16 protein-coding genes and 1 pseudogene are annotated in these 12,450 nt (G+C 23.8%); 5 read left to right on the top strand and 12 right to left on the bottom strand.

Going from position 1 to position 12,450, the window contains the following annotated elements; genetic code table 4:
* Positions 1 to 177: 177 nt before the first annotated feature.
* The 4 genes from rpsR to AAHH39_RS00495 all read right to left on the bottom strand — a co-directional run bounded on the left by rpsR (position 178) and on the right by AAHH39_RS00495 (position 2,273).
* Positions 178 to 408 carry a 30S ribosomal protein S18 gene (gene rpsR / locus AAHH39_RS00510; protein WP_174481285.1) on the bottom strand — a complete coding sequence of 77 codons (231 nt, stop codon included), beginning with the start codon at positions 406 to 408 and terminating at the stop codon, positions 178 to 180.
* Positions 409 to 420: 12 nt separating this feature from the next.
* Positions 421 to 924, bottom strand: a complete 504-nt coding sequence (locus tag AAHH39_RS00505) for a single-stranded DNA-binding protein (protein WP_174481286.1) — start codon at positions 922 to 924, stop codon at positions 421 to 423.
* 30 nt (positions 925 to 954) lie between these two features.
* Positions 955 to 1,482, bottom strand: coding sequence for a 30S ribosomal protein S6 (rpsF, locus tag AAHH39_RS00500; RefSeq protein ID WP_174481287.1), 528 nt, complete (start codon positions 1,480 to 1,482; stop codon positions 955 to 957).
* Positions 1,483 to 1,673: 191 nt separating this feature from the next.
* Positions 1,674 to 2,273, bottom strand: a complete 600-nt coding sequence (locus AAHH39_RS00495; protein WP_252320085.1) for a deoxynucleoside kinase — start codon at positions 2,271 to 2,273, stop codon at positions 1,674 to 1,676.
* Between the two features lie 447 nt (positions 2,274 to 2,720).
* Between AAHH39_RS00495 and AAHH39_RS00490 the strand changes: the two genes are divergently transcribed.
* Positions 2,721 to 3,521, top strand: coding sequence for a hypothetical protein (locus tag AAHH39_RS00490; RefSeq protein WP_342218479.1), 801 nt, complete (start codon positions 2,721 to 2,723; stop codon positions 3,519 to 3,521).
* A gap of 525 nt (positions 3,522 to 4,046) precedes the next feature.
* Complete coding sequence (locus AAHH39_RS00485; protein ID WP_342218478.1) at positions 4,047 to 6,575, top strand: vitamin B12-dependent ribonucleotide reductase; 2,529 nt, start codon at positions 4,047 to 4,049, stop codon at positions 6,573 to 6,575.
* A 52-nt stretch (positions 6,576 to 6,627) separates the two neighbouring features.
* Here AAHH39_RS00485 and AAHH39_RS00480 read toward each other — a convergent pair whose 3' ends face one another.
* The 5 genes from AAHH39_RS00480 to AAHH39_RS00460 form a co-directional block, all read right to left on the bottom strand.
* Entirely contained in the window at positions 6,628 to 7,038 is a 411-nt protein-coding gene (locus AAHH39_RS00480; protein WP_342218477.1) for a hypothetical protein, read from the bottom strand.
* A gap of 218 nt (positions 7,039 to 7,256) precedes the next feature.
* Positions 7,257 to 7,487, bottom strand: coding sequence for a hypothetical protein (locus AAHH39_RS00475; protein ID WP_342218476.1), 231 nt, complete (start codon positions 7,485 to 7,487; stop codon positions 7,257 to 7,259).
* On the bottom strand, positions 7,459 to 7,707 hold the full coding sequence (locus AAHH39_RS00470; protein ID WP_342218475.1) for a hypothetical protein: 249 nt from the start codon (positions 7,705 to 7,707) through the stop codon (positions 7,459 to 7,461). Before AAHH39_RS00470 ends, AAHH39_RS00475 begins: the two co-directional genes overlap by 29 nt.
* Positions 7,708 to 7,809: 102 nt before the next feature.
* Entirely contained in the window at positions 7,810 to 8,304 is a 495-nt protein-coding gene (locus AAHH39_RS00465) for a transposase family protein (RefSeq protein ID WP_342218474.1), read from the bottom strand.
* Between the two features lie 4 nt (positions 8,305 to 8,308).
* Positions 8,309 to 8,512 carry a transposase family protein gene (locus AAHH39_RS00460; protein ID WP_342218473.1) on the bottom strand — a complete coding sequence of 68 codons (204 nt, stop codon included), beginning with the start codon at positions 8,510 to 8,512 and terminating at the stop codon, positions 8,309 to 8,311.
* 100 nt (positions 8,513 to 8,612) lie between these two features.
* Between AAHH39_RS00460 and AAHH39_RS00455 the strand changes: the two genes are divergently transcribed.
* Positions 8,613 to 8,825, top strand: coding sequence for a hypothetical protein (locus tag AAHH39_RS00455; RefSeq protein ID WP_342217499.1), 213 nt, complete (start codon positions 8,613 to 8,615; stop codon positions 8,823 to 8,825).
* A 15-nt stretch (positions 8,826 to 8,840) separates the two neighbouring features.
* Complete coding sequence (locus AAHH39_RS00450; RefSeq protein ID WP_342218472.1) at positions 8,841 to 10,046, top strand: IS256 family transposase; 1,206 nt, start codon at positions 8,841 to 8,843, stop codon at positions 10,044 to 10,046.
* A 231-nt stretch (positions 10,047 to 10,277) separates the two neighbouring features.
* On the opposite strand, the gene AAHH39_RS00445 is transcribed toward AAHH39_RS00450, so the two are convergent.
* The 3 genes from AAHH39_RS00445 to AAHH39_RS00435 all read right to left on the bottom strand — a co-directional run bounded on the left by AAHH39_RS00445 (position 10,278) and on the right by AAHH39_RS00435 (position 11,693).
* Positions 10,278 to 10,481 carry a hypothetical protein gene (locus AAHH39_RS00445; protein WP_342218471.1) on the bottom strand — a complete coding sequence of 68 codons (204 nt, stop codon included), beginning with the start codon at positions 10,479 to 10,481 and terminating at the stop codon, positions 10,278 to 10,280.
* A gap of 172 nt (positions 10,482 to 10,653) precedes the next feature.
* Positions 10,654 to 11,106: a hypothetical protein gene (locus AAHH39_RS00440; RefSeq protein WP_342218470.1), complete on the bottom strand. Its 453-nt coding sequence runs from the start codon at positions 11,104 to 11,106 to the stop codon at positions 10,654 to 10,656.
* Positions 11,107 to 11,483: 377 nt separating this feature from the next.
* Complete coding sequence (locus tag AAHH39_RS00435; RefSeq protein ID WP_342218469.1) at positions 11,484 to 11,693, bottom strand: hypothetical protein; 210 nt, start codon at positions 11,691 to 11,693, stop codon at positions 11,484 to 11,486.
* Between the two features lie 126 nt (positions 11,694 to 11,819).
* Between AAHH39_RS00435 and AAHH39_RS00430 the strand changes: the two are divergent.
* Positions 11,820 to 12,291: pseudogene (locus tag AAHH39_RS00430) on the top strand (IS5 family transposase); the annotation flags it as partial.
* Positions 12,292 to 12,450 lie beyond the last annotated feature (159 nt).

Genomic DNA, 12,450 nt, shown 5'->3' with positions numbered 1-12,450 from the left:
TTATAGAATTAACACAATTTAATTTTTATATAAGTGTCCTTTTTAATTTTACAATTCAGGTAATATAATACTATTAAGGTCTTTTTATTTTAATTTTAAACTATTATTTAAAATAAAATATTTTTAAGATAAAAATAAATAAAAATTGAGTAAGATTTGTAAACTTACTCAATTTTTTTATCTTGAATATCTTAATAATCCCATGATTTGGGCACGTTTTATATTTTTAGCAATTAAACGTTGATACTTTGGATTAGTACCTGTTGTTCTTGCTGGCAAAATTTTGTTATTATTACCCATAAATTTACTTAGTAATTCAATATCTTTATAATCAATATAAGTAATATTATTTTTAGTAATAAAACAAGATTTTCTTCTTGTAAAATTTCTTGGTTTACCAGTGTTCATAATTATCCTCCTTTAATTATTTAAATCTCAAATGATATCTTCTTCATCAAATTCTATATTTTGAATAGCCGCTTCTTTTTCTTGAAGTTGATTAGTATTAGTAAAGGCAATATCAGTACTATAATTAGGACTTTTAAAAGCATCATCTAAATGAATTTTATTCTCATCTCTTGGTTTTGAATAATTAATATTAGTATTATTACCACTACTATCTTTTTTACGATTATCTAAAAAAGTAACAGTTTGTGCAACCACTTCAGTAATATATAGTTCTTTTCCATTCTGATCTGTTGATTTTCTTACTGACAGTCTTCCTGAAACTGAAATTAAAGAACCTTTAACTAAATAATTAGTCATATTTTCAGCAACTTTATTTCAAGCCACACACGAAATATAATCAGCTTGATTTTGAATATTATTAACTGCAAGTGTAAAAAAAGTAAAAGGTTTTCCTGTTGAAGTTTGATGTAACTTTAAATCACGAGTGATTCTACCAATTAATGTAACAATATTCATTTTTTATCCTCACTTTTAACTTAGATTTTATTAATCTTTCTGTTCAGTATTCGATGCATTATTATTAGTATTTGTTTTTGAATTTTGGTAATTAGTTTTTGTACGATAAGATGATTCAGTACCAGCGATTGGTCTTGGTTTTCTTTCACCATTTTCATCACGATTATAAGAAGGACGATTTCCTGGTCTTGTTGGTCGAGAGAAAGAACTAGATTCTACTTGGCGTTTTGGTTTAAACTTATTAATTTTTTCACTATCTAAATTAATAACCAAAAAACGCATTACGTCTAATTGTCTTTGTTTATTTAAAGCTACACGATTAAAGTTAGCAATGTTTTCTGGTGAAGTTAGCACTTCAATAATAAAATAATGACCCTTAACTTTTTTGTTAATAGGATAAGCAAATTGACGAATAGAATCTTGTTCTTTAGTAATTTTTCCAGCATTTTTAGTTAAAATTTCACAAAATTCTTTTTTAATTAATTGTGCTTTTTCTTGATTTTGATCATCAACGATGTACATAATTTCATAATTATGCTTTTGTTTTAAATCTTCCAATGTTCGAAGACCTCCTTTTGGGCATATGGCTCTGATGAGCAAGGAGTAAATATATTAAGTTTGATTTTTAAATATTTTACTCATACAATATTATAACGTAATTACCTTTAAAGTAAAGGAAAAATAACAATAATTATTAATATAACATGAGAAAAAATGACTAAATAAAAATTTGATTTCAATAAGAAATTTTATTTTATATAATCAATTATTTTTTGCACTATTTCCTTAGGAGTTAAATCATTAGTGTCAATTACTAAAAAATTAAAGTTATTTTTTTCTTTTTCATATCACTGTTCATATTTTTTATTTAATAAACTTCAGTATTCATGAGGTACATGTTTTTCTGATTCACGACCACGAAGGTTTATGCGTTCAATTGTGTTTTCAAGATTTGCTTTTAAATAGACAATTAAATCGGGCTTAATTTGTGGATCAAAATAAAGTGATGAAATAATAACATTATTATAAAAATTTAAATACACTTCATAATCTCTATCATTCATATTGTTTTGAGCTTTTAATACTTCAACAAAAATAGGATCTTCTAAAATACTGCGATCAAAAATAACATTGTTAAAATTTTGTGCTTCTTTTAATTGTTTACTTCGTGCCATCAACATAAATACTTGCATTTTAAAAGCATATTCTAAAGGATTTTGATAAAAATCATCTAAATAGGGATTACTAGTAACTGGCTCGTCCATAATTTTATATTTTAATAATTTTGCTAATTCTCTACTAATAGTGCTCTTACCAACACCAACTACACCAGATAATACAATTTTCATTTTTTGCCTCCCATAATATATGATTACAATTAATTTATCTTAATATATAAATTTTCTCCCTCCAAATAAAAAATTTTAAAAAACATTTAATAAATTAAATTTTACTTTTTTTACTAAAACTTGTTCCTTATATTTTCAAAGATTAACGTAATATCAATTGTATTTTTAAAATTATTGATAATACACTTTCTTGATTCTATACACCCTTTAATAACTATATTTATCATAACATATAAATTTTACTCTAACTTAAATCTATTATTTTTAGTTAACTTCCATATTATTATTTTTAAACTTATTATTTATATATGTATATTGTTCTTTATAGGTTAATTTTATAAAATTAATATGATAAAACCAAATTAATAATTTTGTACTATTAATAAATAGAGGTGATTTTGTATGAATAACGACTAAGAAACATTTTTTAATTCTTCTGTACTAAAAATGAAAAAAGCAATAATTTCTTATAATAACTTTTTAGAAAATGATAGATTAGAAAATTTTTATATTTTTGCACATATAGCTTTTAATAGATTATTTATAGCTTTTTGTATAAAAAATGATAAAAAATATAAAAATGATAAAAAACAAGAAATTAAACCTTTTTACGAATTGTCTAATATATTAAAAAAGGAATCTGTCATAACTTCTGATTTTAAAAAAATAATAGATTCATTTAATGATATAAGAAATGAAATACATCACAATATTCATAATAATATAGACGATAAAACAATAAATTCAATAGAAAATGTAATGCTTTTAACCAGTATAATAAACTTATATAAAAAAATAATTTTTGAAATTTCACCCGATTTTAAATTATATGAAAACATAATATATTTTAATAATGATGATAATAATTTTAATATACCAATAGAAAATACTTACATGATAAAAATAAAAGAAATTATTAATAAAGAAGAATTGCAAAATTTCTTTAAAGAATATGCTAAAAATATTATCATAGCAAATCATGATAGTAAAAAAGAAAACAATATTATTCTAAAAAAAGATTTAGACCCTAATCAAATAACTAAAGAAGATCTTAAATCTTCAAAAGTAGTAAGTGAATTAAAAACTCAATTTGATTCAAAATTTAATCAAATAGATTTTACAAATATATTGAAATATTTTTGTGTTTTTTCTTTACCAAATGAAAATAGCAACTGAGAACCTTGAAATATGTCTAATAATTATGAAAAATTAATTATATCTAATAAATTTAAAAAACCATTGTTATAAATTAGACATTACAAAGAGTATTTTATATAAGAAATCTATAATTAAACTTTTACTTAATTTTTTACAAAAATATCCCAATAATTATAAAAACTTCTTGAAAGAACAAAAAAAATTTAATAATAAAGGTAATATAAATGATTTTTTATAATTTTTTTATTAATTTTAATTTAAAGTTTAATATTTTAATTACTGAATATTTAAACATTAAAACCTAAACTTTCCAAAAAATATTTCTTATATAGTGGGCAATAATAACCTAGAACCACAAACAATAAAATGCATTATTAAAAATAAATTTATAACTAAGAAAAATTAATTTGTAAGATTATTAGCATTCACTATATAATATTAAATTTGAATTTATTTATTTCAAAAAATAAATTTTTAATAAAATAAATTATGATATTATTTTAAAGCGTATTATTTTCTGAAATAAATAATAAGTTACTAACAATGTAAATTTAGACTTTAAATTTATCAATTGTTATAATAAGAATAAATTTGTAAAGGGTCAGGTGAATTTTTATGTACAGTGAAAATTTAAAAAATAATTTAAATGAAGATATTAGTAAGCATTTTACACACTTAAAAACAATTGAAAAAGATTATAAAATTACTCATGAAGGTGTATCAAGAATGGTAATGCTTGATCGTTATGCACAAAAAGACAAAAATTTAATTACTTTAAAACCAGGTGATTTGGTAATTAGTATTATCCGTGAAGACGCTATTTTTCCAACTAGAGGAATTGGTTATGTTATTGAAGAATTAGAAAATCAAGTTTATGTTATCAAAATTGAAGATGAATACCTCGGCTCAATTGATCCTGAACTAATAAAAATTTCTGGTAAAGCTGGTATTATCCACAAACAAAAATATGAACTTGAAAAACCACTAGAGTTATTTTATGAACAAATTGCTTATCGTGTTAGTAAATCATTAACTACAAAAGAATCACCAAAATTAAGATCTGTTTATTTATCCGAATTTTATAAACAATTAAAATCGCTAAATATAGTACCTGCTGGAAGAGTTTTATATGGGGCTGGTAGTGATTCTGATGTTACTTTTTTTAACTGTTTTGTAATGCCTTTTATTCATGATTCACGAAGTGGAATTGCTGCCCATCGTCAAGAAGTTATGGAAATTATGTCACATGGTGGTGGTGTTGGTTCTAATGGTTCAACACTAAGACCAAAAGGTACTGTTGCTAAAACAGTTGGTGGTAAATCTTCAGGAGCTGTTTCTTGATTAAACGATTTATCTACATTAACTCATTTAGTAGAACAAGGTGGATCACGACGTGGCGCACAAATGATTATGCTAGCTGATTGACATCCAGATATTATTGAATTTATTATTTCAAAAATGCAAAATGCAAAAATTTTATTATGGTTAAAAGAAAATTCAAAATCAAGTTTAATTCGTGATGAAGCAAGTAAAAAATTAAAATTTGAAGTACTTAGTGACCAAGATCGTAATATTTTTGAATCAATCTTAAATAATGAACAACTTTTTAATGAAGAAATAATAGAAAATGCTAAAAATAAACTAGCACTTGGTGGATCTTGACAAGTAATTAAAAGCGATTTTTTAACCGGAACTAATATTTCAGTAACAATTAGTGATGAATTTATGAATGCCGTTGCAACAAATGGTAAATGAAATTTACGTTTCCCTGACTTAGATAATTATACTGTAACTCAAAAACAAGCTTATGATGAACATTGAAATAAAATTGGTGATGTTCATGATTGAGAAAAAATGGGTTACCCAATTAAAACTTATTATACAATTAATGCATCTGACTTATGAGATTTAATTAATTTCTGTGCTACATATTCAGCAGAACCCGGTATTTTTTTCATTGATAGAGCTAATGAAATGACTAATGCTCAAGCATATGGTATGCGTGTTGTTGCTACTAATCCTTGTGGTGAACAACCATTAGCACCCTATTCAGTGTGTAATTTATCAGCAATTAATTTAGCTAATTTTGTTAATAAAAAAACAAGTGAAATTCTTTACGATGAACTAAGTAAATCTGTAACAACTTGTGTTCGTGTGCAAGATAATGTTATTGACAGCACTCCATACTTTTTAGAAGCAAATAAAAAACAAGCACTTGGTGAACGAAGAATTGGTCTAGGAGTAATGGGTTTACATGATTTACTAATTTGAAGTAATCTAAAATACGGCTCAAAAGAAGCTAATGAAGTAGTTGATAAAATTTTTGAAACTATTACTACTAGTGCTTATCGTGCATCAATTAATATTGCTAAAGAAAAAGGAAGTTTTCCATTTTTAAAATCACGCGAAGCATTTATTAATAGTGGCTTCATGAAAACAATGCCTGAAGACATCAGAAATGATATTCTTAAATATGGTATCCGTAACTCACATTTATTAACTGTTGCTCCAACAGGTTCAACTGGAACTATGGTTGGTGTATCAACAGGACTTGAACCATACTTTGCCTTTTCATATTTCCGTTCAGGAAGACTTGGCAAATTTATGGAAGTAAAAGCAAAAATTGTAAATGACTGATTACAGTATCATCCAGAATTTAAAGAAAAACCATTACCAGATATTTTTGTTTCAGCAATGCAATTAACACCTGAAGATCATGCTAATGTACAATGTATTATTCAACGTTGAGTTGATTCTTCAATTTCAAAAACTGTTAATGCTCCAAAAGGTTACACTGTTAAAAAAGTAGAACAAATATATTACAAATTATATAAAGATGGAGCAAAAGGTGGAACTGTTTATGTTGATGGAAGTAGAGATAGTCAACTCTTATCTTTATCTGATGATGATAATCAAATGCAAGAGCAAGTTAACTTAAGTGATCTTGGTCTAACTGAAACTTTTGCTGATAGTATTAATGAAACAAAACCAATTAAACCAGGATGACGTAATGATCGTCAAGATCGTAAAATTGGCACTGATTTAGGTGACTTATGTACAATGTGTAAAGAAGGAGTCCTTGTCTTTAGCGCTGGTTGTTATACTTGCAATAATTGTGGTATTCAATCTAAATGCGGATTATAAAAATAAAAAACTACTTAATTAATTTTAAGTAGTTTTTTATTTTTATATTTATTTACATTTTAGATGTTTGATAATTACTAGTTACATCCTGTTGCCCTAAAGATGTTGCTGAATGCAATTTATTTACTTCTTCACCTATATTTTTTCCTCAATCTTGAAGTTTTGTTTCAGATTGAAATGATTGATCATCTTCAAAAAATTTTTTTCTACACTCTTCATTGTACAATTTATGTTTTCTTAAAATATCAGATAAATTTTCTTCTCTTAATTCACTGTCAGATTCTATTGTTATAATATTTTCTTCTTGCAAATTTACTTCTTCTACAATACTTTCTAGTCTTTTCAATAATTTTTCTAGTTTTTTTGTCTTTTTAATTTGGTTATATTTTTCATCAATACTTGGTTTAAATTGAAGAAGTGCACCTTTAAAACTAGCAATACACCAATAGGTACGCCCCCACACGGCTATACCAATAGGTCCTCTCCCGGAACTCCAATTAAAGCACCAAATAAAGCACCTCCAATCATAGGAACACCACCTTTTATAACCGTAATTCCTGATAACTCTAAATTTTTACAAATATCAGGATGTTTTTTTGATTTTTATTTCAAAATTCTTTTAATTCATTATTTATTTTTTCTATAGTTTCTTTTATCTTTTATTTTCTTTCTATTTTTTGACTACAAAGATGGTTTAAATTTATTTTCTAAAGATAAATTTTGTAATCTTGTTGAATCTTCATCTAAATTTATGTCTTGTCAACCATCAGTTTTTATGTTTTCTCTTTCTAAAAATAATTTATCTCTTGACACGTCTTTATATAAAGTTGTAACTATATCTAATAATGCATCATAACATTTTTTATCACCAATCTTTAATTCTTTAATAGTTTTTTTTAAAATTACTTGCATATTCCTCATATTCTTTTAATATAAGTTTCTTATTACTTTTATCTTGAAAATAATTATCTAAAATAATTTTTCATATTTTATTTTCAATATCTCGTATTTCTCTATCTTCTTTTGATAAGAAATTATTTTTCTCATTTTTACTTTTTTCTTCTAATATTTTACATCTTTGTAACTCTAAATCTTTTACTTCTTCTTTTTTATCATCTATAAATAAATGCAAACAAGCGATTTTTTTATTAAGTCTTGCTTTTTCATTCTTTAAATCTATAATTTCTTTTTCATTCTTATTTTTTTTGATTTTTTCTTTATTTTTTGTTTAGACTTACTGCATAACGTTTTTAAGTTTTAATGATAAATTATAAAATCCTGCAATTAAATTAAATCTTAAAAATATTCGTTTTCTGCCTTTTCTAAATTTATAACCAATAATTTTAAAATATTTTAAAAACGCAAAAACATGTTCAACTTTTCTGCGAGTTTTATTAATAATCTTATTAAAAATTTTAATTTTACTTGTTTTAGGATTGTTTTTACTAGTTTTAATAGGTAAAAATGTATTAGCATGAATTTTTTGTAAACCTTGATAACCTTTATATGCAATAATTATAGTTTCTGGTGAAAATTTTAACTTTGAATTTTTAAAAGTTTTAAAATCATGATTTTTACCAATATCAGAAAAAATATTTAAAATTTCATTAGTATGTGCATTAATTATGGTTTGAAACTTAACAGTATGCATTCATTTTTTACCAGAAAATCAATCTTTTTGGTTATATTTTGGTCGTTCTGTTTCTACTTCTGTTACATCAATTATCAAAATTTTATTTTTTAATTCTTCTTTTTAAAAAAATATTTTTATTTGTTAAATTATTAAAGTTATTATTTTTTATTAAAATGTCTTCAATTGAACGAATATTTCGTAAAGCAGTAGTATCAACCATATTATACTCAGCGCCAATACTATGATATGTACGATTTTCATATAAATATCTTAAAGTCATTACTAGTCTATCTTCTATTGACATTTTATATGGTCTTCCACCAATGGTAATTTTGGCAATGTTTAGTAATCTGTGTAACTTACAAAAATAACTATGTTTAATTAATTCTAGTAAATATAATTAAATGACTAGAAAGAGTGAGTTACAGATGGCTAAAAAACAAAATATTAATAATAATGATCCAATATCAAAAGCAGTAGATTTATTATTAGAAAATACTTTTAATTATGTAGAAAAGTATGGATGACCAAAAATTATTCATCAATTTACACTTAAAATATTATTTTTAATTAAAAATTTGTTAAAAGTAACATTATTTAGTGTAAAAATTCTCTAAAAATAACACTTTATCATGTATCATTACTTTTCTACAAAATTAAAGGAAAATACTGGAGATTTAACAACAGTTTTTAAAGAAGGGGGTTTATATAAAGAATTAACAAAACGTTTAGTTGAAAAAATGTTGAATTCTGAAATGCAAAATTATTTAGGATATGAAAAAAATCAACATAGTAATACTGAAAATGCTCGTAATGGTACAAGTTCAAAAAAATTAATAACTCAACAAGGTAAAATTGAGATTGATGTACCAAGAGATCGCAATAGTGATTTTACTCCTGTAATAGTTGCAAAAAGACAGCGAAGATTTGATGGTTTTGATCAACAAGTGCTTTCACTATATGCAAAAGGTATGACTCTATCTGACATTAGAATGCAGTTACAAGAGTTATATCATGGTGCTGATATTAGTGAAAGTGTTATTAGTCAAATTACTGATGATGTTATTGATGATGTCAAAGCATGACAAAATCGACCATTAGAAAGTATTTATCCTATTGTTTACTTTGATTGTATAGTAGTTAAAGTAAGACAAGATAAACGCATTATTAACAAATCAGTTTATATAGCATTAGTAGTTGATTTAGAAGGCAAAAAAGATGTTTTAGGCTTATGAATTAGTGAAAATGAAGGTGCTAAATTTTGATTATCTAATTTGACAGAAATGAAAAATCGAGGCTTAAATGATATTCTTATTGCTTGTAGTGACAATTTAACAGGCATGTCAGAAGCAATACAATCAGTTTATCCTAAAACAGAACATCAATTATGCATTGTTCATCAAATTCGAAATAGTTTAAAATATGTTTCATACAAACATCGAAAAACTTTAGTTACAGATTTAAAGCCAATTTATACTGCATGTAGTGAAGAACAAGCAATGCAAGCTTTAGAATCATTTGAAAGTAAATGAAATAAACAATATCCTCAAATTGCTAAATCTTGATATAAAAATTGAGAAAATTTAATGGTTTTTATTAGTTATCCTGTAGAAATCAAAAGAGTAATTTATACTACAAATGCTATTGAATCTGTTAATAGTCAATTAAGAAAAGTTATCAGAAATAAAAAAGTTTTTCCTAATGATATGTCAGTTTTCAAAATATTTTATTTAGCAATTGAAAATATAACAAAAAAATGAACATTGCCTATTCAAAATTGAAATACAGCAATTGCTCATTTTATGATAAAATTTGAAGACAGAATTAATCTAAACTAGTACTTTGTAAAACAAAGATAGACAGATTTCTAAAAAGCCTCTTTGTTTTTATATTTAAATTTTATATTCATTTTTTAAAATTGTTTTGTTCTATAAAAAATAAGAACAATTTAATTATAACACTTTTATTTTATATTTAACACTTATTTAAGTTAAATATTTTCATTAAAATTATACAAATAAAATTCTTAAATAAACTGCACAATTGTGCAGTTTTAAAGTATTTAAGATTTACATTTTTTGTGATTTATTACTAGAACTTTGACTTTTACTTGTTGAAGCTTCGCTATTTATTTTTGATTTATCTTTTTCAAATCCAAGAGCATTAGCAACTCTTTCTCGTCTTTCACGTTCGTTTTTTTCTCCTCATGCTTTGTTTGTTTCTCTAGCTTCTTTAGCGTATTTGTCTCTATTCGCTTGACTTCATTTTTCCATATTGTAAAATTCCTCTCTTTATTATTTTTGAATATTTTTTTCTACCCTTAAAATATCTAATAAAAGTATATATTTTTAAAACGAAAAATGTGTAAAAAATAATAAAAAATCGCTATTTTCAAAAAATAGCGATTAGAACTTTATTACTTAATTAAATTTGTTAATTTATTAATTATGTTGTTAATAAGCATTTTACTTTATTTCAATTATGTTTTGAAGTTGTTGAAGGTTGTGGATCTTGATTATTTACTTTATTTCGTATAGATGAATCAAAATTTTGATTATTTACTGATTCAATATTTGAATTTTGATTAATTGTTTCACTACTTATTAATTGGTCTGGATTTTTCTCTTTTCTATTATCCAATTCTTGTTTTAAAATATCATATTGTGTTTCTAATTTAATTTCTGTTTTATTACTGGTAAGATTTTTAATTATTGATTCGCGTTCTTTTTTAAGTTTTTCTTTTTGTTCTTTATTTTTAAAATATTTATTTGAAAATCATGATCAAACTTTTTTTGCAGTTGATGAAAAAAATTCTACCCCTCCTCTAAGGGCTGTAGCAATACCACTAATTACAAGGCTTATTATTAATAATGGTGGATGAATAAGATTAATAGCCACTACACCTAGGGGTATTATTAACCAAGTAATTATTCATGTAGCTATTTCACTTTTATTTGGTTTTAATTTGAAACCTTGTTGTTGTTTTAAAAAGTCTTTAATTTGTACAAATTGAAAATTATTAATGTTATGGGTTGAAATGTCATTAATTAGTAAAATATCTTTTTTATAATCATTGATATTTTTATAATTCTTTATTTGTTTAACAACTTGTATATCACCATTTGTAAGGTGTTGAAAATATATTACCTCTTCATTAATTGAATTATCAATATGTTGAATGGTCGTTATAAAATAAACTTTGTTATTAATTGGTAAAATTTCTTTGTAAATTTTTTCAATTCTTGTCTTTTTTCTTTGTTTTTCATCATAAATTGTTACAGCATTATATTATATTTAAACTTATTGAAATTCACATTGATTTGTTTTGATTGTTTTAATTCTTTAATTTGCTTTTTAAGTTGTTCAATTTCTTTGTCTTTTTCTTGAATTGTTCTTTGAGCTTGTATTAGTTGTTCTGCATTTGGTGTTGCTCAATTTAAGTAATTAGTTAGTTTTGTTCATGTATCAACATTTGTTTTTTGCATATTTTGGTTATCTATTAAACTAATACCAATTGGTTCTAAATTTTTTATATTATTTTCTAAGAACCTGTTTAGAATCTTTTCGAAAATAATGTAAAATGATTATATATTTTAAAATAAGAGGTATATATGCATAAAAATTATCCAAGTCATGTCACCAAAGAACAATTTGAGAACATAAAATCAATTTTAGAAAATAGCAAAAAGAAAACAAAACCAAGAAGTTTAGATTTATATGAAGTATTTTGTGCAATTTTATATGTATTAAAAAGTGGTTGTCAATGAAGAATGCTACCAAAAAATTTTCCAAAATGACAAACTGTATATTATTATTTTCAAATTTGAAGTAAAAATAATGGTAAAGAACCTAGTGTATTGCAATTAATTTTAAAAAAAATTAGTTAAAAAAGTTCGTATCAATAATAATCGCAAAGAACAAACTAGTTTTTGTATAATTGATTCGCAAAGTGTTAAAAATACAGATACTACTGAAAATAAAGGTTATGATGCTGGTAAAAAGATTTCAGGCATAAAACGTCATATTGTTGTTGATTCTCAAGGTTTACCACATGCAATTTACATAACCACAGCAGAAAAAACCTTTAATTTTGTAGAAAAGTAATTATACATGATAAAGTGTTATTTTTAGAGAATTTTTACACTAAATAATGTTACTTTTAACAAATTTTTAATTAAAAATAATATTTTAAGTGTAAATTGATGAATAATTTTTGGTCATCCATACTTTTCTACATAATTA

Source organism: Spiroplasma endosymbiont of Amphimallon solstitiale (assembly GCF_964030965.1).
In the GTDB taxonomy this organism is placed as follows: domain Bacteria; phylum Bacillota_I; class Bacilli_A; order Mycoplasmatales; family VBWQ01; genus Spiroplasma_E.
Note: the sequence above shows the minus strand (reverse complement) of the source record. Positions and strands in the feature narration are given on the sequence as shown.